The sequence below is a fragment of the Pseudomonas sp. MWU12-2345 genome (genome assembly GCF_023242385.1).
Lineage (GTDB): Bacteria > Pseudomonadota > Gammaproteobacteria > Pseudomonadales > Pseudomonadaceae > Aquipseudomonas > Aquipseudomonas gingeri_D.
In genome coordinates this window covers 22036-43051 of sequence record NZ_JALLJA010000025.1, presented here as the reverse complement: position 1 = coordinate 43051, position 21016 = coordinate 22036, and the positions used below count along the sequence as shown (strand labels likewise).

25 protein-coding genes are annotated in these 21016 nt (G+C 63.2%); 8 read left to right on the top strand and 17 right to left on the bottom strand.

The annotated features are described in order from the left end of the window. Nucleotides 1-6 precede the first annotated feature (6 nt). On the top strand, nt 7-732 hold the full coding sequence (gene trmB / locus M5C71_RS31000) for a tRNA (guanosine(46)-N7)-methyltransferase TrmB (protein ID WP_152736816.1): 726 nt from the start codon (nt 7-9) through the stop codon (nt 730-732). 27 nt (nt 733-759) lie between these two features. Here the strand turns inward: trmB and M5C71_RS30995 are convergent, their stop codons facing one another. The 9 genes from M5C71_RS30995 to M5C71_RS30955 form a co-directional block, all read right to left on the bottom strand. Continuing rightward, nucleotides 760-1083: a DUF3392 domain-containing protein gene (locus M5C71_RS30995; protein ID WP_060781995.1), complete on the bottom strand. Its 324-nt coding sequence runs from the start codon at nt 1081-1083 to the stop codon at nt 760-762. Between the two features lie 9 nt (nt 1084-1092). Further along, nucleotides 1093-2232, bottom strand: coding sequence for a radical SAM family heme chaperone HemW (gene hemW, locus M5C71_RS30990; RefSeq protein WP_248769530.1), 1140 nt, complete (start codon nt 2230-2232; stop codon nt 1093-1095). 59 nt (nt 2233-2291) lie between these two features. Further along, nucleotides 2292-2888 carry an RdgB/HAM1 family non-canonical purine NTP pyrophosphatase gene (gene rdgB, locus M5C71_RS30985; protein ID WP_152736818.1) on the bottom strand — a complete coding sequence of 199 codons (597 nt, stop codon included), beginning with the start codon at nt 2886-2888 and terminating at the stop codon, nt 2292-2294. Continuing rightward, the gene (locus tag M5C71_RS30980) at nt 2885-3319 is read right to left on the bottom strand and encodes a DUF4426 domain-containing protein (RefSeq protein WP_248769506.1); all 435 of its coding nucleotides are present in this window, start codon (nt 3317-3319) and stop codon (nt 2885-2887) included. Before M5C71_RS30980 ends, rdgB begins: the two co-directional genes overlap by 4 nt. Before the next feature lie 26 nt (nt 3320-3345). Beyond that, nucleotides 3346-3966 (bottom strand): methionine biosynthesis protein MetW, encoded by a 621-nt coding sequence (gene metW / locus M5C71_RS30975; RefSeq protein WP_103494442.1) that lies wholly within the window; start codon nt 3964-3966, stop codon nt 3346-3348. Nucleotides 3967-3973: 7 nt separating this feature from the next. Then, entirely contained in the window at nt 3974-5113 is a 1140-nt protein-coding gene (locus M5C71_RS30970) for a homoserine O-acetyltransferase (protein ID WP_103494441.1), read from the bottom strand. A 217-nt stretch (nt 5114-5330) separates the two neighbouring features. Beyond that, on the bottom strand, nt 5331-5921 hold the full coding sequence (locus M5C71_RS30965; protein ID WP_248769505.1) for a YggT family protein: 591 nt from the start codon (nt 5919-5921) through the stop codon (nt 5331-5333). Nucleotides 5922-5939: 18 nt separating this feature from the next. Then, a complete protein-coding gene (gene proC, locus M5C71_RS30960) occupies nt 5940-6758 on the bottom strand; it encodes a pyrroline-5-carboxylate reductase (RefSeq protein ID WP_248769504.1) in 819 nt (272 codons plus the stop codon). A gap of 33 nt (nt 6759-6791) precedes the next feature. After that, the gene (locus M5C71_RS30955) at nt 6792-7478 is read right to left on the bottom strand and encodes a YggS family pyridoxal phosphate-dependent enzyme (protein WP_152736823.1); all 687 of its coding nucleotides are present in this window, start codon (nt 7476-7478) and stop codon (nt 6792-6794) included. A 56-nt stretch (nt 7479-7534) separates the two neighbouring features. On the opposite strand from M5C71_RS30955, the gene M5C71_RS30950 reads away from it, so the two are divergent. Then, the gene (locus M5C71_RS30950; RefSeq protein ID WP_248769503.1) at nt 7535-8569 is read left to right on the top strand and encodes a type IV pilus twitching motility protein PilT; all 1035 of its coding nucleotides are present in this window, start codon (nt 7535-7537) and stop codon (nt 8567-8569) included. 65 nt (nt 8570-8634) lie between these two features. After that, the gene (locus M5C71_RS30945) at nt 8635-9741 is read left to right on the top strand and encodes a PilT/PilU family type 4a pilus ATPase (RefSeq protein WP_248769502.1); all 1107 of its coding nucleotides are present in this window, start codon (nt 8635-8637) and stop codon (nt 9739-9741) included. Between the two features lie 184 nt (nt 9742-9925). Here the strand turns inward: M5C71_RS30945 and M5C71_RS30940 are convergent, their stop codons facing one another. After that, nucleotides 9926-10579 (bottom strand): C40 family peptidase, encoded by a 654-nt coding sequence (locus M5C71_RS30940; protein WP_103494435.1) that lies wholly within the window; start codon nt 10577-10579, stop codon nt 9926-9928. A 252-nt stretch (nt 10580-10831) separates the two neighbouring features. Between M5C71_RS30940 and M5C71_RS30935 the strand changes: the two genes are divergently transcribed. Continuing rightward, a complete protein-coding gene (locus tag M5C71_RS30935; protein ID WP_248769501.1) occupies nt 10832-11251 on the top strand; it encodes a TM2 domain-containing protein in 420 nt (139 codons plus the stop codon). A 208-nt stretch (nt 11252-11459) separates the two neighbouring features. Here the strand turns inward: M5C71_RS30935 and M5C71_RS30930 are convergent, their stop codons facing one another. The 7 genes from M5C71_RS30930 to gshB form a co-directional block, all read right to left on the bottom strand. After that, nucleotides 11460-12731 carry a dihydroorotase gene (locus tag M5C71_RS30930; RefSeq protein WP_177100994.1) on the bottom strand — a complete coding sequence of 424 codons (1272 nt, stop codon included), beginning with the start codon at nt 12729-12731 and terminating at the stop codon, nt 11460-11462. After that, nucleotides 12728-13732 (bottom strand): aspartate carbamoyltransferase catalytic subunit, encoded by a 1005-nt coding sequence (locus M5C71_RS30925; RefSeq protein ID WP_103494432.1) that lies wholly within the window; start codon nt 13730-13732, stop codon nt 12728-12730. Before M5C71_RS30925 ends, M5C71_RS30930 begins: the two co-directional genes overlap by 4 nt. Before the next feature lie 13 nt (nt 13733-13745). Next, on the bottom strand, nt 13746-14252 hold the full coding sequence (pyrR, locus tag M5C71_RS30920; RefSeq protein ID WP_103494431.1) for a bifunctional pyr operon transcriptional regulator/uracil phosphoribosyltransferase PyrR: 507 nt from the start codon (nt 14250-14252) through the stop codon (nt 13746-13748). Between the two features lie 67 nt (nt 14253-14319). Next, the gene (gene ruvX / locus M5C71_RS30915; protein ID WP_103494430.1) at nt 14320-14760 is read right to left on the bottom strand and encodes a Holliday junction resolvase RuvX; all 441 of its coding nucleotides are present in this window, start codon (nt 14758-14760) and stop codon (nt 14320-14322) included. Continuing rightward, on the bottom strand, nt 14760-15329 hold the full coding sequence (locus tag M5C71_RS30910; protein WP_103494429.1) for a YqgE/AlgH family protein: 570 nt from the start codon (nt 15327-15329) through the stop codon (nt 14760-14762). The genes ruvX and M5C71_RS30910 overlap by 1 nt, the downstream gene beginning before the upstream one ends. A 52-nt stretch (nt 15330-15381) precedes the next feature. Beyond that, nucleotides 15382-16281, bottom strand: coding sequence for an energy transducer TonB (locus M5C71_RS30905; protein ID WP_103494428.1), 900 nt, complete (start codon nt 16279-16281; stop codon nt 15382-15384). Nucleotides 16282-16358: 77 nt separating this feature from the next. After that, complete coding sequence (gene gshB / locus M5C71_RS30900; protein WP_100944625.1) at nt 16359-17312, bottom strand: glutathione synthase; 954 nt, start codon at nt 17310-17312, stop codon at nt 16359-16361. Nucleotides 17313-17563: 251 nt separating this feature from the next. On the opposite strand from gshB, the gene pilG reads away from it, so the two are divergent. From pilG to M5C71_RS30880, 4 genes are read left to right on the top strand one after another with little or no spacing between them, the layout of a single operon-like run. Next, a complete protein-coding gene (pilG, locus tag M5C71_RS30895) occupies nt 17564-17971 on the top strand; it encodes a twitching motility response regulator PilG (protein WP_103494427.1) in 408 nt (135 codons plus the stop codon). 45 nt (nt 17972-18016) lie between these two features. Then, on the top strand, nt 18017-18382 hold the full coding sequence (gene pilH / locus M5C71_RS30890; protein ID WP_103494426.1) for a twitching motility response regulator PilH: 366 nt from the start codon (nt 18017-18019) through the stop codon (nt 18380-18382). A gap of 12 nt (nt 18383-18394) precedes the next feature. Next, nucleotides 18395-18946, top strand: a complete 552-nt coding sequence (locus M5C71_RS30885; RefSeq protein ID WP_103494425.1) for a chemotaxis protein CheW — start codon at nt 18395-18397, stop codon at nt 18944-18946. Between the two features lie 3 nt (nt 18947-18949). Then, on the top strand, nt 18950-21007 hold the full coding sequence (locus M5C71_RS30880; protein ID WP_103494424.1) for a methyl-accepting chemotaxis protein: 2058 nt from the start codon (nt 18950-18952) through the stop codon (nt 21005-21007). Nucleotides 21008-21016: the final 9 nt, after the last annotated feature.

Sequence of the window (21016 nt, the reverse complement as noted above, 5' to 3'; positions counted from 1 at the left end):
CCTTTGATGACTGAATCGAACGACACGCCAATCCAGCCGGAAGAAGGCGAAGAGCGCCAACACCGCCGTATCAAGAGTTTCGTGATGCGCGCCGGGCGCATGACCGAAGGCCAGCAGAAGGGCCTGGAACAGGGCACGCCGCTGTTCGTCCTGCCGCTGGCCGATGCGCCGGTGGATTTTGACCAGGTGTTCGGTCGCTCGGCGCCACGCTCGCTGGAAATCGGCTTCGGCATGGGGCATTCCCTGCTGGAAATGGCGGCGGCGGCACCCGAGCAGGATTTTATCGGTGTGGAAGTGCACCGTCCGGGTGTTGGGGCGCTGCTCAATGGCGTGCTGACCCAGGGGCTGAAGAACCTGCGGGTCTACGACTGCGATGCCATTGAAGTGCTCAACCGCTGCGTGGCGGACAACAGCCTGGATCGGCTGATGCTGTTTTTCCCGGATCCGTGGCACAAGAGCCGTCACCACAAGCGGCGTATCGTCCAGGCATCCTTTGCCGAACTGGTGCGCAGCAAGTTGAAGGTCGGTGGGATCTTGCATATGGCCACCGACTGGGAGCCGTATGCCGAATATATGCTGGAAGTGATGAACGTCGCCCCGGGTTATCGCAACCTGGCCGAAGACGGCAAATGCGTGCCGCGTCCGGCCGAACGCCCGATCACCAAGTTCGAACGCCGTGGCGAACGACTGGGACACGGGGTGTGGGACCTGAAGTTCGAGAAACTGGCCTGAGGCCGATGGCGGTGAAGCGCGTTCCAATCAGCGCCGATCCGCCACCACCCCGATCAACACCAGCACCACCAACAACACCGGCGCCAGGCTGTAGTTGTTGAACTGGCTCAAGCCGCGCACCACCCAGGGCGTGGCGTAGATCAAGGCCGCGCCGCTGCCGATCATGCACAGCAGGGCCAGCAGCGGTACGCGCAAGGCACCGGCAATGCTGCCCAGGCGTTGATCGATCCAACCCTTGATATCCGCGCCAAACAGCACCAGCAGGCAGCCCACCAGCGCCAGGGCGATTTCCGACAGGTTGCTGCGGCTCCAACGCGATACCGTGGCGAGCAGGTCGAGTACCAGGTCCATGGGGTTTCCTTAGGTCAAAAAGTATTGCAGCAGGTCGTTGAGAAACAGCTGCCCGCGGTCGGTGGCCGCCAGGCGTGACGGTTCGACCCGCAACAGGCCACTTTGTTCGGCCTCGGCGCGTGCTTCGTTCAAGCTGTCGAGACTAAGCCCGGTACGTTGCGCAAACAAGACGGCGTCAACGCCCTCGGTCAGGCGCAGGGCATTCATCAGGAACTCGAACGGCAGCTCTTCGTTGGCCAGGGCTTTCTCCCCGGCCTGGAAGGCCTTGGCCGGGTTCAGGTAGTCCTTCGGCAGGCGGGTTTTCCACGTCCGGACGATGCGCCCGTCCGGGTGGCTGAGCTTGCCATGGGCGCCGGCACCGATACCGATGAAATCGCCGAAGCTCCAGTAGTTGAGGTTATGTCGCGCCGCCCGCCCGGGCTGGGCATAGGCCGAGACTTCGTACTGGGCGTAACCGTGCTCGGCCAACAGCGCCTGGCCGGCTTCCTGGATATCCCACAGGGTGTCGTCTTCCGGCAGGGTCGGCGGCTGGTTCCAGAACACCGTGTTCGGCTCCAGGGTGAGCTGGTACCAGGACAGGTGCGTGGGCTTCAAGGCAATGGCCTGGCGCAGATCAGCCAGGGCATCGTCCAGGGACTGGTCCGGCAAACCGTGCATCAGGTCCAGGTTGAAGTTGTCGAACCCGGCCTGGCGCGCCATATCCGCCGCCCGCACGGCTTCGCCGCCGGTATGGATGCGGCCGAGGGCCTTGAGCTTGTCTTCCTGGAAACTCTGGATACCGATGGACAGCCGATTGATGCCCAACTGGCGATAGGCGATGAATTTTTCCTGCTCGAAGGTCCCGGGGTTGGCTTCCAGGGTGATTTCGATATCGCCGGCAAATGGAATACGCGCCTCGACGCCCTTGAGCAAACGCCCCAGCGCCGGGGCGCTGAACAGGCTGGGCGTGCCGCCACCGAAGAAGATCGAACTCAATTCACGGCCATACACCGCGTGCAGGTCCTGGTCGAGGTCGGCCAGCAGTGCGTCGACATACTCCTCTTCCGGCAGCACCGGGCTGGCGGCATGGGAGTTGAAGTCGCAATACGGGCATTTGCGCACGCACCAGGGGATATGGATATACAGCGCCAGGGGCGGCAACTGCGCCATGGCCGCCCGAGGGATTGGCGCGCTGCCGTGGATCAGCGGCGGCGCTACGTGGGGCTGGGTCATTGCAGGCCCAGGCGCTGGCGCAACAGGGCCATGGCGCGGGCGCGATGGCTGAGCTGGTTCTTTTCGACCGGACCCAGTTCGGCGCTCGAGCAGTCACGCTCCGGTACCCAGAACAACGGGTCGTAGCCAAAACCGTGCTCGCCGCTGGCGGCGGTGAGGATACGTCCGTGCCACAGGCCTTCGCAGAGAATCGGCAGCGGATCATCGGCATGCCGCACCAAGGCCAGCACGCAGACAAACTGCGCGCCTCGCTCGGCGGTGGGGACGTCCTTCAGGGCCTCGAGCAGCTTGGCGTTGTTCGCCGCATCGCCCTGGCCATCGGCATAGCGGGCCGAATAGATACCCGGCGCGCCACCGAGGAAGTCCACTGCCAGCCCGGAATCGTCGGCCAGCGCCGGCAGGCCGGAAATGCGTGACGCATTACGGGCTTTCAGGATGGCGTTTTCGACGAACGACAAGCCGGTTTCTTCCGGCTCGACGCTGCTGAACTCACCGATCGAGCGCAGTTGCACCGACCCACCGAGCATGGCCTGGAGTTCTTTGAGTTTGCCGGCGTTGTGGCTGGCCAGTACCAGTTGGCTGAAGTTCATCATTCGCCTGGGAAAAGTTCCTGATTGAAGCTGAAAGTGTGGGCATCACCGCCGGCGGTGACGGTGATTTCGAAGATGCGGTTTTCCTGCTGCGGTACCGGGTATTGCGCCAGGTAGTAGACGGCGCCCTGCTCGGTAATCTGCTTGAAGTTCAGTGTGACGCTCTTGCCGGTCAGGTCCTTCACATTGCCGCTGACCTGGGCGACCAGCGGTTTGCCGGCCTTGGCCACCGAGATGTTGATCACACCCTGATCCTTGCTGCGTACCAACTCCGCACGCTGGGCAGCGTCCGGTTGAATATAGGTAGAGTTGAAGGTGTTGTAGTGCACGGTGAGGTCACCGAAGACTTCCTGGCGCTCGCCCTTGATGGCATCGGCGGCCATGGCCGTGACGCCGAAGCAGGCCGCCACTAGAAACACAATTGAACGCAGCATGATCATTCTCCTCGAGGCAGTGCGGTTTATACCGCGATCTGGTGATCGCTGAGACCTGGGCTGCTGACGCGATAAATGCCGATCTCACCTAATAGATTAGGCCATAGCTTACTGGCCCACCCATGGCGGTGCTGTTGATCCACGGCAAGCCGGTTGATCACCTTGGCGGTCCGCTCGCGGCACAGTGCCTCGAAGTCCTCGAAGGTGCAGAAGTGGATGTTCGGCGTGTTGTACCAGGTGTACGGGAGGAATTCCGAAACCGGCATCCGACCCTTGCTCGCCAGGTACCAGCGGCAGCGCCAGTGACCGAAGTTGGGGAAGGTGATGATGCACTGGCGCCCGACCCGGAGCATTTCGTCGAGGATCTTGTCCGGGTAGTGCACGGCTTGCAGGGCCTGGGTCATGACCACGATATCGAAGCTGTTGCTGGCAAAGTTGCCGAGGCCCTTGTCCAGGTCCTGCTCGATGACGTTGATGCCCTTGGCCACGCAGGTGGCGATGTTCTCCGGGTCGTTTTCCAGGCCGTAGCCGGTGACCTGCTTGTTGTCCCGCAGCCAGGCCAGCAGTTCGCCGTCGCCGCAGCCGAGGTCGAGCACGCGGCTGCCGGCGGGGATCCAGTCTTGGATGATTTCCAGGTCGGCTCTCATGGCGTCCTCACAGCGTAATTCGGTTCATGTAGTTGCCGAACGCCTGCAGGTAACGCGGGATCGGGATCAGGAAGGCGTCATGGCCTTGTGGTGCGTCGATTTCCAGGTAGCAGACGTCCTTGCGCGCGGCCATCAACGCATCGACGATTTCCCGCGAGCGGGCCGGCGAGAAACGCCAGTCGGTGGTGAAGGACATCACGCAGAAGCGGGCCGTGGCACCGGCGAAGGTTCGCGCCAGGTCGTCGTTGAAGTTGGCCGCCGGGTCGAAGTAGTCCAGGGCCTTGGTCATCAACAGGTAGGTGTTGGCGTCAAAACGCCCGGAAAACTCCTCGCCCTGGTAACGCAGGTAGCTCTCGACCTGGAACTCCACGCTGTGGAAGTCGTAGTTGAGCTTTTCGCTCTTGAGGCCACGGCCGAATTTCTCGCCCATGGAGTCATCGGACAGGTAGGTGATGTGCCCGACCATGCGCGCCAGCATCAGGCCGCGCTTGGGGATCACGCCTTTTTCCTGGAACGAGCCGCCGTGGAATTCCGGATCGGTGAGGATCGCCTGGCGCGCCACTTCGTTGAAGGCGATGTTCTGCGCCGACAATTTGGGGGCCGAGGCGATGGCGACGCAATGGCGTACGCGATCGGGGAAGGTGATGCTCCATTGCATGGCCTGCATGCCGCCCAGGCTGCCGCCGATCACCGCGGCCCACTGGCCGATGCCCAGGCGGTCGGCGAGGTGGGCCTGGCTGTGGACCCAGTCTTCCACGGTCAACACCGGGAAATCGGCGCCGAAGGGACGGCCGGTCTCGGGGTTGATGCTGCTCGGGCCGGTGGAGCCGTTGCAGCCGCCAAGGTTGTTCAGGCTGACGACAAAGAACTTGTTGGTGTCGATGGGCTTGCCGGGGCCGATGCAGCTGTCCCACCAGCCGGGCTTGCGCTCGTCGGGGCTGTGGAAACCGGCGGCGTGGTGATGGCCGGAAAGGGCATGGCAGATCAGCACGGCGTTGCTCGCCGCGGGATTGAGGGTGCCGTAGGTTTCGTAGATCAGGTCGTAGGCCGGCAGGGAACGGCCGCAGGCCAGGGCCAGGGGCTCGCTGAAATGTGCTGTTTGCGGCACGACCAGCCCGACGGAATCGTGGGGAAAGACAGTGGACATCGACCCTGCTCACGCTTGAATGAGGCGTAAGTCTAATGAGCGGGGGGAGCAGCGGCAAGCGAAGGCCGGACTGGAATCTATTTGATGAAGCACAGGGTCTTGTGGCGAGCAGCGCTTGTGTGGGAGCGGAGCTTGCCCGCGAAGGGGCCCTTGAGACCGCTAAAAGCTTCGCGGGCAAGCTCCGCTCCCACAATAAACACCGCTCCCACGCGGCTGTTCAGATCAACCGGAACAGCACTTCCGGCATGCCGCTCATGACCGCCAGCGGCGGAATCACATAGCTCTGGATCAACTGGATCACCAGGAACGCCAGGATCGGCGAGATATCCAGGCCACCCAGGTTCGGCACGATCTTGCGGAATGGCGCCAGGGCCGGTTCGCTGATCTGAAATACCAGCTCGGCCGCCGGGCTATGGCTGCCGGGCGCGACCCAGGAAAGGATCACGCTGATGATCATGGCGAAGAAGAACACCTTGAGGAACAGCGAGGTGATGCCGATGACCGCCCAGATCAGCAGGTAGGCGATATTGCCGGTGACGCCGTAGCTGAGCAGCAGGATCACCGCCATCAGCAGCATCTGCACGGCAATCGCCAGCACCAGCGAGGACATGTCCAGGCCGAACATGCTTGGAATGATCCGGCGCAGGGGCTTGAGCAGGGGTTGCGTGGCTTTCACGGTGAACTGGCAGAGCGGGTTGTAGAAGTTGGCCCGGACCAGTTGCAGGATGAAACGCAGCAGAATCACCAACAGATACAGGCTGCCCAGGGTTTGAATGACAAAAATGGCAGCGCTATTGAATGCAAACATTAAGGGTTCCCTCGAGGATTACTGACCGAGTTGCTCGGCCATTTCGGCCGAACGGTGGGCGGCGGCGCCAAGCGCCTTTTCTACCAGGGCTTCGAAGCCGCCGGCCTGGAACGTCTTGATCGCGGCTTCCGTGGTGCCGGCCGGCGAGGTCACGCGACGGCGCAGCTCGGCGGCCTCAACATCGCTGGAGACGGCCATATGGGCGGCGCCCAGGGCGGTCTTCAGGGTCAGTTGGCTGGCGATGTCACGGGGCAGGCCGAGTTTCTCGCCGGCGGCGGTCATGGCTTCGATCAGCAGGAAGAAGTACGCCGGGCCGCTGCCGGACACTGCGGTCACCGCGTCCAGTTGCTGTTCTTCATCCAGCCAGAAGGCGCTGCCGACGGCCGACAGCAGGGTTTGCGCCTGTTGGCGCTGTTCGGCGGACACCTGTGCAGTGGCGAACAGGCCGCTGACGCCCTGGCGCAGCAGCGCCGGGGTGTTCGGCATGCAGCGCACGATCGGTTGCTCACCCAGCCAGTTGTTCATGCTCGCGCAGGTGATACCGGCGGCAATCGACACCACCAGTTGATGGGGCTTCAGGCTGGGACGCAAGGCTTCGCACACGGCCTTCATGGCTTGCGGCTTGACCGCCAGCACCACCACATCCGCACCGAGGATGGCCTCGGCGTTGTCGGCGAACACTTCAATACCGTGTTCGGCCTGGACCCGGGCGCGGGTCTCGGCGCCGGGATCGCTGGCGCGAATCAGCGCGGCGTCCAGGCCCTCGGCACGCAGGCCGCCGATCAGGCTGGCCGCCATGTTGCCGGCGCCGATGAAAGTGATTCGATTCTTGCTCATGACGGATCCTTAAGACGAGTGTGTGAGGCCATGTCAGGCCTGGCCATAATCGCGGGCGCCAAACAGCGCGGTACCGATCCGCACCCAGGTGGCGCCTTGGGCAATGGCCGACTCGAGATCGTGGCTCATGCCCATGGAAAGTGTGTCGAGCGGCAGGTTGAGGCTGTCTTGCAAAGTCCGCACGGTGGCGAACGCGGCGTCTTGTTCGGCACGCTCTTCGGTCGGTTCGGGGATCGCCATCAGCCCGCGCAGCTTCAGGTTCGGCAAGGCGCTGATGGCTGCGGCCAGGGCCGGCAGGTCGGCCGGGGTGCAGCCGGACTTGCTGGCCTCGCCGCTGACATTGACCTGGATGCAGATATTCAACGGCGCCAGGTCAGCCGGGCGCTGTTCGGACAGGCGTTGTGCGATTTTCAGGCGATCCACGGAGTGCACCCAATCGAAATGCTCGGCGATGGCGCGAGTCTTGTTCGATTGAATGGGGCCGATGAAGTGCCAGCACAAGGGCAGGTCGGTCAATTCGGCCTGTTTGCCCAGGGCTTCCTGCAGGTAATTCTCGCCGAAGTCCCGCAGGCCCGCGGCATGGGCTTCGCGCACGGCGGCGGCGGGCTTGGTCTTGCTCACGGCGAGCAGGCCGATGCTGGCGCTGTCGCGGCCGGCGGCCTGTGCAGCGGCAGCGATGCGGGCTGCAACGGTGGTGATGTTGTCTGCTATCGTGGTCATTCAAATTCGCCAGCAGGTCAAAAGTCTGCGGCATTCTACCTGTATTGGGGAGCCTCATGGATATCACCGAGCTGCTGGCCTTTAGCGCCAAACAGGGCGCGTCGGACTTGCACCTCTCGGCGGGCCTGCCGCCGATGATCCGGGTCGACGGCGATGTACGGCGGATCAACCTGCCGGCGCTGGACCACAAGCAGGTCCACGACCTGATCTACGACATCATGAACGACCGCCAGCGCAAGGACTACGAGGAGTTCCTGGAGACCGACTTCTCCTTCGAGGTGCCGGGCGTGGCGCGATTCCGGGTCAACGCCTTCAACCACAACCGCGGGTCGGGCGCGGTGTTCCGGACCATTCCCTCGAAAGTCCTGAGCATGAGCGACCTGGGCATGGGCGAGGTGTTCCGCAAGATCACCGAGGTGCCGCGCGGGCTGGTGCTGGTGACCGGGCCGACCGGTTCGGGCAAGTCGACCACCCTGGCGGCGATGATCGACCACCTGAACAACAACAAGCATCACCATATCCTGACCATCGAGGACCCGATCGAATTCGTCCACGAGTCGAAGAAATGCCTGGTCAACCAGCGTGAAGTGCACCGCGACACCCAGAGTTTCTCCGCGGCCTTGCGTTCGGCCCTGCGGGAGGACCCGGACGTGATCCTGGTGGGCGAGATGCGTGACCTGGAAACCATCCGCCTGGCGCTGACTGCCGCGGAAACCGGTCATCTGGTGTTTGGCACCCTGCACACCACCTCGGCGGCCAAGACCATCGACCGGGTGGTCGACGTGTTTCCGGCGCAGGAGAAGTCGATGGTTCGCTCGATGCTCTCCGAATCCCTGCAGGCGGTGATTTCCCAGAGCCTGCTGAAGAAGGTCGGCGGCGGGCGTATCGCCGCCCACGAGATCATGCTCGGCACCCCGGCGATCCGGAACCTGATCCGCGAGGACAAGGTGGCGCAGATGTACTCCTCGATCCAGACCGGCGGCTCGCTGGGCATGCAGACCCTGGACATGTGCCTCAAGGAACTGCTGACCAAGGGCCTGATCACCCGCGACAATGCCCGGGAGAAGGCGAAGATCCCGGACAACTTCTGACGCGACCCCCCGTGAGCTTCTACGCTGTCACACAGGTGTGTGCCTGATTCGACGCGGAGAAGCTCATGGAGTTCGAGAAACTGCTGCGCCTGATGGTCGAGAAGGGCGCTTCCGACCTGTTTATTACCCCGGGCCTGCCGCCGTCGCTCAAGGTCAACGGCCAGATCCTGCCGGTGACCCGCGTCCCGCTGACCCAGGAACAGGCCCAGGACGCGGTGTTCGGCCTGATGAGCGAACGTCAGAAGCTCGACTTTACCCACCTGCACGAATGCAATTTCGCCATCCATCCCAAGGGCATTGGCCGGTTCCGCGTCAGCGCCTTTTACCAGCGCAGCCAACCGGGCATGGTGTTGCGGCGCATCGAGACGCAGATTCCCGAGCTGGCCACGCTGAAGCTGCCGCCGATCATCGAGCAACTGGCACTGCTCAAGCGCGGGCTGGTGATGCTGGTCGGGGCCACCGGCACCGGCAAGTCGACCTCCCTGGCCGCGATGATCGGCCACCGCAACCAGCAGGGCAGCGGCCATATCGTCACGGTCGAGGACCCCATCGAGTTCGTTCATGAGCACCAGAACTGCATCATTACCCAGCGCGAAGTGGGGATCGACACCGATTCCTACGAGGTGGCGCTGAAAAACACCCTGCGCCAGGCCCCGGACCTGATCATGATCGGCGAAGTGCGCACCCGGGAGACCATGGGCCATGCCCTGGCGTTCGCGGAAACCGGGCACTTGTGCCTGGCGACCCTGCATGCGCCGAATGCCGACCAGGCGCTGGAGCGGATCATCAACTTCTTTCCCGTGGACCGGCACCCGCAGATCTGGATGGAGCTGTCCCTCAACCTGCGGGCGATTGTCGCCCAACAGTTGATTCCGACCCGGGATGGCCAGGGGCGGCGGGCGGTGGTGGAAGTGCTGCTGAATACGCCGCTGATGGCCGACCTGATTCGCAAGGGCGAGATCAAGGAGCTCAAGGCGTTGATGAAACGCTCGACCGAACAGGGGATGCAGACCTTGGACCAGGCGTTGTATGCATTGCATCAGGAAGGGGTGATCAGCTACCGCGATGCATTGGCGTATGCGGATTCAGCCAATGATTTGCGGCTGATGATCAAGTTGGAGAAGGGCACGGGTGGCAAAGGGGCGGATGACTTGAGCCTGGGGCCGGCCTAGGAGACTTGTGGTGGCTGTTCTGAAGCCTTCGCGGCGGTGCGGCGATCCGACAAGCTCCGCTCCCACAGGGTTTTAAGTCGCACACAAAACTCAGGTATGACTCAAATCCAGTGTGGGAGCGGAGCTTGCCCGCGAAGAGGCCCTCAAGTGCGCCAAAAACTTCACAGGCGCACTACGAATCCAATCAGCGCTGCACAACCCGCATATGGTTCTGCTCTTTCGGGATCACGCGCTTGGCAATCACGTAATGGCTGTCCCAGTACGGCTTCTTCAGCGTGTCGATGGTCACCGACTTGCCGCGACGCGGTGCGTGGATAAACCGGTCGTTGCCCAGGTAGATGGCCACGTGGTTGACCTTGCGGCTCTTGAGGGTGAAGAACAGCAGGTCGCCCGGCTTGAGGTCCTTGCGCGCGACTTTCTGCCCGTGGCCGGCGGCCATGGCATTGGACGTGCGCGGCAGATCACTGGCCGCTACGCCGTTGAAGGCATACTTGACCAGGCCGCTGCAGTCGAAGCCCTTGCTCGGGCTGCTGCCGCCCCAGCGATAGGGCGTACCCAACACGTTCACCGCACGGCTGAGCACGGCGCTGCTCTGCTTGGCGTTCGGTGCGGCCGGATTGATGGCCACCACGCTATCATGGCGGGCTTTGCCATGGCTGCCGTGCTTGCCAGGGCGCTTGACCACAGGGGCGGTCAGATCGGTAGCATGGGCAACGGTAGCCGGTGATTTGGCAGTGTGACCGTTGACGGAAGGAAGACGTTGCTCACGGTTGGTGGCGTGGGCGGCCAGTGGCATTAATAGGCAGATGGTTAGCCATGTCTTGAAAAATGGTCGCATTAGGCAAGGCTCTAAATAGGTAATCGCGCAACTTTATAACAGCTTTTTGGTCACTTCTGGGCCCGTTTGTCGAATCAATACAGGGGGTTAAAGTGGCCTGCGGCTGTGAAATCCGACCCACGAGTCACGTGAAAGTCAGGCCCCACAAGGCTTTCAGCGATTTTTGGTAAGGGTTTGTTACATGTTTTGAGACAGTAAAAAAGTCACACGGTTTTACGAAATATTTATCTATCGAGCTCGGAGAAGGCGTTGATGAACAGCTATCGGCAGGACGGCACACCGGCGAATACCCACAACGTTTTACTCGGGTATTTGCTGTGGATTTTTGGTTTTACCGGTTCTCACCGCTTCTATTACGGCAAGCCGGTTACCGGGACGATCTGGTTTTTTACCTTCGGGTTGCTGGGGATCGGTTGGTTGATCGACCTGTTCCTGATTCCGGGCATGGACCGCGAGGCGGATCTGCGTTTTACCGCCGGGCCGCTGGATTACAACGTTGCCTGGTTGCTGCTGACGTTCCTGGGTTTGTTCGGTGTGCACCGGATGTACCAGGGCAAATGGCTGACCGGGCTGCTTTATCTGCTGACGGGCGGGTTGCTGGGGCTTGGCGTGCTGTATGACTTCTGGACACTGAATGACCAGGTGTCGCTGAGGAACAGCGGGCGGGGTTGAGGTCGAATCCCTTTTCTCTGGGGGGGGTGGTGACCTCAAGGGCCTCTTCGCGGGCAAGCCCTGCTCCTACAGTTCTTCGTCGAATATCAATCTGGTGTACGACATAAATCTGTAGGAGCAGGGCTTGCCCGCGAAGGCGGTTTTAAGGACGCTAAAAGCTTCGCGGCGGTGTGGCGATCCGACAAGCACCGCTCCCACAAATACTGGATCACGCCTGGTGTGTGATCCGCCCATCCATCAGCGTATAACGCACCGCTCCCGGCAACGCATGGCCGAGGAACGGGCAGTTCTCGCCCTTGGACAACCAGTGCTCACCGGCCACGGTCGAGGTGCTCGGATCGAACAGCACCAGATCCGCCGCCGCCCCCACCGCCAGCTTGCCCGCCGGCAGGCGCAAAGCTTCGGCAGGACCGGCGCTCAGGCGCTTCAGCAAGGTCGGCAGGTCCAGCAGGCCATCTTCCACCAGGGTCAACGCCAGCGGCAGCAACAGCTCGACGCTGCTGATGCCCGGCTCGGTCTCGCCGAACGGCGCCAGCTTGGCATCGCGCTCATGGGGCTGGTGATGGCTGGAGATGGCGCTCACCACCCCGGATTTCACCGCCGCGCGCAAACCGTCGCGGTCGGCGCGGGTGCGCAGCGGCGGTTGCACGTGGTAAAGGCTGGAGAAGTCGATCAGCGCTTCGTCAGTCAGGATCAACTGGTACAAGGCCACATCGGCGGTCACCGGCAAACCACGGGCCTGGGCCTGGGCGATCAGGGCCACGCCGCGCGCACTGGTCAGCTGGCTGAAGTGCGCGCGCACGCCGCTCTGCTCCACCAGCAGCAGGTCCCGGGCCAGGGCCACGGTCTCGGCGGTTTCCGGAATCCCCGACAAGCCGAGGAAGCTGGCGGTCGGGCCTTCATGGGCCAGGCCGCCATGGGCCAGGTCATGGTCCTGGGAGTGGAAAATCACCGTCAGGTCGAACGTCGCCGCATATTCCAGCGCCCGGCACAGGGTGCGGGTGTTGCGGAAGCTCTCCAGGCCGTTGCCGAACGCCACGCAGCCGGCATCGCGCAAGGCCACCAGCTCGGCCAACTGTTCGCCTTCCAGGCCTTTGCTCAGGGCACCAATAGGAAACACCTTGGTGTTGCCGGCTTCGCGGGCACGGTCGAGGATCAGTTCGGCCACCGCCGAGGTGTCCAGCACCGGTTTGGTCTTGGGCGGGCAGCACAGGCTGGTGACGCCGCCGGCCGCGGCCGCGCGGGTTTCGCTGGCGATATTGCCCTTGCGGCTGTAGCCCGGCTCGCGCAGGGAGACGTTCAGGTCCACCAGCCCGGGAGCGGCCACCAGGCCTTTGGCATCGATCACGTCGACGGCGGCGAAACCCGCCGGGGCGGCGCCGATGGCAATCAGCTTGCCGGCTTCCAGGTGCAGGTCGGTCACTTGATCCAGGCCGCTGCTCGGGTCGATGACGCGGGCGCCGAGTATGCTCAGTTTCACTTGGCCTTCTCCTGGTCGAATTGGCGCTGGGCAGTCTGCCCGCTCATGGCCATGGACAGCACGGCCATGCGTATGGCGATGCCGTAGGTGACTTGGTTGAGGATCACCGAATGGGGGCCGTCGGCCACCGCCGATTCGATTTCCACGCCACGGTTGATCGGGCCCGGGTGCATGACGATGCAATCCGGCTTGGCGCCGGCCAGGCGCGCGGTGGTCAGGCCGAACAGGCGGTAGAACTCGCCTTCGCTGGGCAGCAGGCCGCCGGTCATGCGTTCACGCTGCAGGCGCAGCATGATCACCACGTCGACGTCCTTCAGGCCTTCGGCCAGGTCGGTGTAGACCTTCACCCCGTATTGCTCGATGCCGATCGGCAGCAAGGTTTTCGGCGCGATCACGCGGATATCCGGGCAACCGAGGGTCTTGAGCGCCAGCATGTTCGAACGGGCCACCCGCGAGTGCAGGATGTCGCCGACGATGGCCACCGAGAGGTTTTCGAAGCCGCCCTTGTGCCGACGGATGGTCAGCATGTCGAGCATGCCCTGGGTCGGGTGCGCGTGGCGGCCGTCGCCGCCGTTGATGACCGCCACCTGGGGGCAGACGTGTTCGGCGATGAAATGCGCGGCGCCGGACTCGCCGTGACGCACGACGAACATATCGGCGGCCATGGCCTCGAGGTTGCGCAGGGTGTCGAGCAGGGTTTCACCCTTGCTCGCCGAGGACGTGGACACGTTCAGGGTGATCACGTCCGCCGACAGCCGTTGGGCCGCCATTTCAAAGGTGGTGCGGGTACGGGTGGAGTTCTCGAAGAACACGTTGCACACGGTCTTGCCGCGCAGCAGCGGGACTTTCTTTACCGCCCGGGCGCCGACTTCGAGGAAGGAGTCGGCGGTGTCGAGGATTTCGGTCAACAGCTCGCGGCGCAGGCCGTCGAGCGAGAGGAAGTGGCGTAGCTGGCCCTGATCATTGAGCTGCAGCGGGCGCTTGGCGTCTAGAGGCGTCATCGCAAGGGACTCTTTAAAGGGCGAGGTCTTGAAGTTCAAGTTGGAGCGGCGCGGGGCCGGACAATTTTACCCGTTCCGTGGGAGCCAGCGACAGTGTTGCACCGACCACATCGGGACGGATCGGCAGTTCGGCGGCATCGAGGTCCAGCAGGCTGACCAGCGTCACGCTGGCCGGGCGGCCGTAGTCGAAGAGCTCGTTGAGGGCCGCGCGGATGGTCCGGCCGCTCATCAGCACGTCGTCGATCAGCACCAGGTGCTGGCCTTCGATCTCGAACGGCAGCTCGGACGGGCGCACCTGCGGGTGCAGGCCGTTCTGGCTGAAGTCGTCGCGGTAGAAGGACACATCCAGGGTGCCCAGGGGCGATGTGCTATCCAGGGCCTTGAGCAGCGCCTGGGCCACCCACACGCCGCCGGTACGAATACCGATAAAGCGCGGTTCGACAATGGCGCGCTTGCTCAGGTGGGCGTTGAGATCGACGGCCATCTGGCTGATCAGGTCGGCGGGATTGGGCAGGCTCATGGTTGCTCCTTCAAGGGCCCTTGCGGGGTATCAAGGCGAGGGTAAGAGGTTCGGGCAGCGCCGCTGTTCAGGACTCGGCAGGTGTCGGGTGCTCTTCGATCCAGCTTTGCAGCAGCAGCTTGGCGGCGATGGCGTCCACCGGGTTGTCGCGATAGGTGCCTTTCTGGCCGCCACGGGCCATGCGTTCGCCCTTGGCTTCGAAAGTGGTCAGGCGTTCGTCCTGGGTGAAGAACGGCAGGTTGTAGCGACCGTTGAGCCGGCGGGCGAATTTCTCCGCACGGGCGCACATGTCGCTGGGGGTGCCGTCCATGTTCAGCGGCAGGCCGACCACCACGGCGTCGGGTTTCCATTCCTTGATCAGGGCTTCGACCTGGTTCCAGTCGGGAATCCCGTTCTGCGCCTTCAGGGTGCAGAGCTCACGGGCCTGGCCGGTGATCATCTGGCCGACGGCGACGCCGATCTGTTTGGTGCCGTAGTCGAAACCCAGCAGCAGGCGGATGGCGGCCATCAGGCGTGGCCCGCCTGGCTGGTGAGCAGGCTGAGGTTGATCCCCAGGTGCGCGGCGGCGGCGGCGAGGCGGGCGTCGCTGTCGGTTTCGAAGAGAATGTCCGGGGAGAACGGGCAGGTCAGCCAGGCGTTGTCGGCCAGTTCCGCTTCCAGTTGCCCGGCTTCCCAACCGGCGTAGCCGAGGGCGATCAGGCTGCGGGATGGGCCTTCACCGTCGGCAATGGCGAACAGCACATCCTGGGACGTGGACAGCGCCAGGCCTTCCAGTTCGACGGTGGCCTGGTAGGTCTGGCCGATGGGGTGCAGGACAAACCCGCGGTCGGTCTGCACCGGACCGCCGGTATAGATCGGCACATGCTGGCAGAGGGCTGGCGGCTCGATGTCCGGGCGCAGTTGCTCGAGGATATCGGCCAGGCTCAGCGCTTGCGGGCGGTTGATCACCAGCCCCATGGCACCGTTCGCGCTGTGCTCGACGATATAGGTCACCGTCTGCGCGAAATTCGGGTCGGCCATATGCGGCATGGCGATCAGGAAATGATGCTTGAGGTACGTCGGGGTGAGGTTTTTCATGAGCCCTAGTGTGGCCGTGGGCGGGCGACCTGACAAGCGGTGTAGGCGCGATTCAGTTGCTGGAAAGCTTGTCGCCCCGGGAAAAACGCCAGGTGCGGATGATCTCCAGGCGGTCGATGTCCGACAGATCGCCGGTAAAGGGCGCGAACGGTGCCGCCAGGCGCACGATCCGCTGCGCCGCCTGGTCCAGCAGCGGCTGCCCGGAGGATTCCAGCACCAGCACTTCATACAGCGAGCCGTCGCGGTTGATCGAGACCATCAGCCGCAAATTGCCGTAGATCTGCTGGCGACGGGCTTCTTCGGGGTAATTGAGGTTGCCGATGCGCTCGACCTTCTTGCGCCAGTCATCCTTGTACCAGGCGCCCTTGTCGCGCATGGTCGAGGCCGCGCTCAAGCGATGAATCCGCGGGCGCTTGGCATACAACTGTTGTTCCTTGGCCAGTTCCGCTTCAAGGCTGGCGATGTCGCTGGACAGCTGCGAGCTGTCGAAGGTCGGTGCCGGTTGCTGGGGCGCCGCCTCGGTCTTGACCTGTTCATGCTTGATCACGGCTTTCTTCGGCTTCGGCGCCACCGTGGTGACCACCGCCTTCGGTGCCGCTTCGGTCACTTCCTGCTTGGCCGGTGGCGGCGGGGTGACCTCATTGATGCTGTTGTCCTGGAACGGCGCGACCTCGGTGGTCTTGGGTATCGCCTTTTTATCCAGGGTGCCGCTGCCTTCCTGGTTGTCCTGGGCGAGGAAATCAGCCTTTTCCGGCGGTTTCACGCTCTTGAAGGTGGACAGGGTGATTTCCAGGGTCTTGCTGATCTGCTTGGGCTCGACGACGCTGAAGCCCACACCGAGCAGCAGCGCCAGGTGGATCAGCGCCGCCAGGAAAAGCGTGAAGCCAAGCCGATCCGCCGGGCGTACGCCGGGGCGGGAAAGTTCGGGAGGCAGATCGGCGGGAAGCGTCATGACCAGGAAACCAACATCGCATGTATCGAAAGCGCGGAATGATAACGCAATGTTGGTTTTTTCTCGGCTGTTCTACATCAACGGGCTTGCAGCTTGCGCTCAATGGCATCCATCAGCAGGCCGCCGATGTCGGTGCCGAAGGCGTTGTCGATCTCGCGGATGCAGGTCGGGCTGGTGACGTTGATTTCCGTCAGATGCTCGCCGATCACGTCCAGGCCGACAAACAACAGGCCTTTTTCCCGCAAGGTCGGGCCGACCTGGGCGGCGATCCAGCGGTCGCGGTCGGTCAGCGGACGGGCTTCGCCGCGACCGCCGGCGGCCAGGTTGCCACGGGTTTCACCGGCTGCCGGGATCCGCGCCAGGCAATAGGGCACCGGCTCGCCGTCGACCATCAGGATGCGCTTGTCGCCGTCCTTGATTCCCGGCAGGTAGGCCTGGGCCATGATCTGCTGGCTGCCCAGGGCGGTCAGGGTCTCGAGGATCACCGACAGGTTCGGGTCGCCGACCCGGTGGCGGAAGATCGAAGTACCGCCCATGCCGTCCAGCGGCTTGAGGATCACGTCACCGTGCTTGGCGGCAAACTCGCGCAACACATCGGCGCGACGGCTGACCACGGTGGCCGGGGTGCACTGCGGGAACTGGGTGGCGAAGAGCTTTTCGTTGCAGTCGCGCAGGCTCTGCGGCTTGTTGACCACCAGCACCCCGGCGCGCTCGGCCTGTTCCAGCAGGTAGGTGGAGTAGACGAACTCCATGTCGAAGGGCGGGTCCTTGCGCATCAGGATCACGTCCAGGTCGCTCAGGGCCGTGTCGGTCTCGGCTTCCAGCTCGAACCAGTGCTCGGGGTTGGCGAACACTTTCAGTGGACGCATGCGCCCCCGCGCCACGCCGGCGTCCTGGTACAGGTCCTGCTGTTCCATGTAGAACAGGGTCCAGCCGCGCGCCTGGGCGGCCAGCAACATCGCCAGGGAACTGTCCTTTTTATAGGAAATGTTGGCAATGGGGTCCATGACAATCCCGAGACGAACGCTCATGGGCTATATCCTCTATGGGCCGTGATGGCCGAAATGACTTGAAAAAGTGGCGTCAGAGTGGCGCTACACCGATTCCCGGTCAAGGAAAAACCGCCTGTCCGGGTGGGGCCGGGGGCGGTTGATAGATTGCATCTTGAGACTGTGCTAAAAAGGCTCGCATGCCGCTCGAAGCGCTTACACATCAAGGGCTTCGCGCCTGAAAAGCGCTTAAATGCAGTCAATCGAGTCGCTGTGGCGATGGTAGAGCAGATATGGAACAGCATTCCACAGCCTTGAAAGTGATGGTCATCGACGACTCGAAGACGATTCGTCGCACCGCCGAGACGCTGTTGAAACACGTGGGTTGCGAAGTGATCACGGCCATCGACGGCTTCGATGCCCTGGCCAAGATCGCCGATCACCATCCGGGTATCATCTTCGTCGATATCATGATGCCGCGCCTGGATGGCTACCAGACCTGCGCCCTGATCAAGAACAACAGTGCGTTCAAGTCCACGCCGGTGATCATGCTGTCCTCCAAGGACGGCCTGTTCGACAAGGCCAAGGGGCGTATCGTCGGTTCCGATCAGTTTTTGACCAAACCGTTCAGCAAGGAAGAGCTGCTGGCCGCGATCAAGGCCCATGTGCCGGGGTTCGCGGCGGTAGAACAAGCACATTGACGGCCGGCCGCCTGGCCGCCCGCCTTATAAGCAGTGGGGAACACCATGGCACGTATCCTGATCGTCGATGATTCGCCGACTGAAATGTACAAACTGACCACCATGCTGGAGAAGCACGGTCATGAAGTGCTCAAGGCCGAAAACGGTGCCGACGGCGTGGCCCTGGCCCGCCAGGAAAAGCCCGACGCGGTCCTGATGGACATCGTCATGCCGGGCCTCAATGGCTTCCAGGCCACCCGGCAGTTGACCAAAGACAGTGAAACCAGCCATATACCGGTGATCATCATCACCACCAAGGATCAGGAAACCGACAAGGTCTGGGGCACGCGCCAGGGCGCTCGCGACTACCTGACCAAACCGGTGGAAGAAGACACCCTGATCAAGACCCTGAACAGCGTCCTCGCCGGCTGACGGCCCGCGCCCATGAGCCCGTCGCAGACTGCCTTCCAGCTGCTGCTGGAAATCGACCAGCGCTGTCGCCTGTTGGCGGCCGACCTGCCGTCGCAACAGGCCCGCCAGGACACCTGGAGCGGTATCGGCTTTCGCCTCGGCGAGCACTGGTATGTGGCGCCGATGGGCGAAGTCGGCGAAGTCCTGCATGAGCCGCGTCACACCCTGTTGCCGGGGGTGAAACCCTGGGTCAAGGGCGTGGCCAACCTGCGTGGGCGCCTGCTGCCGATCATGGACCTGTGTGGGTTTTTCGGCCATGAGCTGTCCGCGTTGCGCAAACAGCGGCGGGTGCTGGTGGTGGAATACAAAGACGTGTTCGCCGGCCTGATGGTGGACGAAGTGGCCGGCTTGCAGCACTTTCCCCAGGGCGGGCAGCAGGGGCTTTCGGTCCAGCCGCCGGATGCGGCGGTGGCGCCCTTTGTCCAGGGCCGTTTCGAGCGTGAACGCAGTTGGTGGGTGTTCAGCCCGTTTGCCCTGGCGCAGGCGCCGGGGTTTCTGGATGTAGCCTTACAGGCAGGGGCCTGATCGATGACAAACGCTAAAACCGGCAAGCCGTTGGAGGCTTCGCGCAGTCGTTCGCAGATCATCGTGCTGTTTATCGCCCTGATCGTGTTCATCATGCTGTTGTTCGCCAACTTCGCCTACCTGAACACCCAGTCCACCTACGACAAGCAATACATCAGCCATGCCGGCGAGCTGCGGGTGCTGTCCCAGCGTATCGCCAAGAACGCCACGGAAGCGGCTTCCGGCAAGGCCGCGGCGTTCAAGCTGCTGAGCGACGCGCGCAACGACTTCGCGCAACGCTGGGGTTACCTGAAAAAAGGCGACCCGGCCACCGGCCTGCCCGCCGCGCCGCCCGCCGTGCGTACGGAAATGCACGCCGTGCAGCAGGATTGGGAAAACCTGCTGCGCAACACCGATGCCATCCTCGCCAGCGAACAGACCGTGCTGTCGTTGCATCAGGTGGCCGCGACCCTGGCCGAAACCGTGCCGCAGTTGCAGGTCGAATATGAAAAGGTCGTGGAGATTCTCCTGCAACGCGGCGCCCCGGCGGCCCAGGTGGCCATGGCCCAGCGCCAGTCGTTGCTGGCCGAGCGGATCCTCGGCGCGGTGAACACGGTGCTGGCCGGCGACGAAACCTCGTCCCAGGCCGCCGATGCCTTCGGTCGTGACGCCGCCCGTTTCGGCCAGGTGCTCAACGGCATGCTCCAGGGCAATGCGGCGCTGAAAATCACTCAGGTCGAAGACAAGGACGCCCGCGCCCGTCTGGGGGATATCGCCGAACTGTTCGAATTCGTCTCAGGCTCCGTGGATGAAATCCTCGAAACCTCACCGCAGCTGTTCCAGGTTCGCGAGTCGGCCGGGAATATCTTCAGCCTGTCGCAAACCCTGCTGGACGAAGCCTCGCACCTGGCCAACGGTTTTGAAAACCTTGCCGGCGAACGCTCCCTCGATACCATCGGCGGTTATGTCCTCGGCCTGCTGGCCCTGGCCTCGATCATCCTGATCGGCCTGGTGATGGTCCGCGAGACCAATCGGCAACTGCACGAAACCGCCGAAAAGAACGAGCGCAACCAGCACGCGATCATGCGCCTGCTGGATGAAATCGAAGACCTGGCCGACGGCGACCTGACCGTGACCGCCTCCGTCACCGAAGATTTCACCGGAACCATTGCCGACTCCATCAACTATTCCGTCGACCAGCTGCGGGATCTGGTGGCCACCATCAACCTCACCGCCGGCCAGGTCGCCGCCGCCGTGCAGGAAACCCAGGCCACCGCCATGCAACTGGCCGAAGCCTCCGAGCACCAGGCCCAGCAGATTTCCGAAGCGTCCACCGCCATCAGCGATATGGCCGAGTCCATCGACCAGGTCTCGGCCAACGCCGCCGAATCGTCGGCGGTGGCCGAGCGCTCGGTGGAGATCGCCAACAAGGGCAACGAGGTGGTGCACAACACCATCCACGGCATGGACAATATTCGCGAACAGATCCAGGACACCGCCAAGCGGATCAAGCGCCTGGGCGAGTCTTCCCAGGAAATCGGCGATATCGTCAGCCTGATCGACGACATTGCCGACCAGACCAACATCCTCGCCCTCAATGCGGCGATCCAGGCCTCCATGGCCGGCGATGCCGGGCGCGGTTTCGCGGTGGTGGCCGATGAGGTCCAGCGCCTGGCGGAACGTTCGTCGGCGGCGACCCGGCAGATCGAAACCCTGGTGCGGGCGATCCAGACCGACACCAACGAGGCGGTGATCTCCATGGAGCAGACCACCACCGAAGTGGTGCGCGGCGCGCGGCTGGCCCAGGATGCCGGGGTTGCCCTGGAAGAAATCGAAGGAGTCTCCAAGACCCTGGCGGCCTTGATCCAGAGCATTTCCAACGCGGCCCAGCAACAGACCACGTCGGCGGGACAGATCTCGCTGACCATGAACGTGATCCAGCAGATCACCACCCAGACCTCGTCGGGCTCGACCGCCACCGCCGACAGCATCGGCAACCTGGCGAAAATGGCCAGCCAGCTGCGGCGCTCGGTCTCCGGCTTTACCCTGCCTGCTGCGCAAGATGCGCGTGAAACCCGTTAGTGGAGTCGT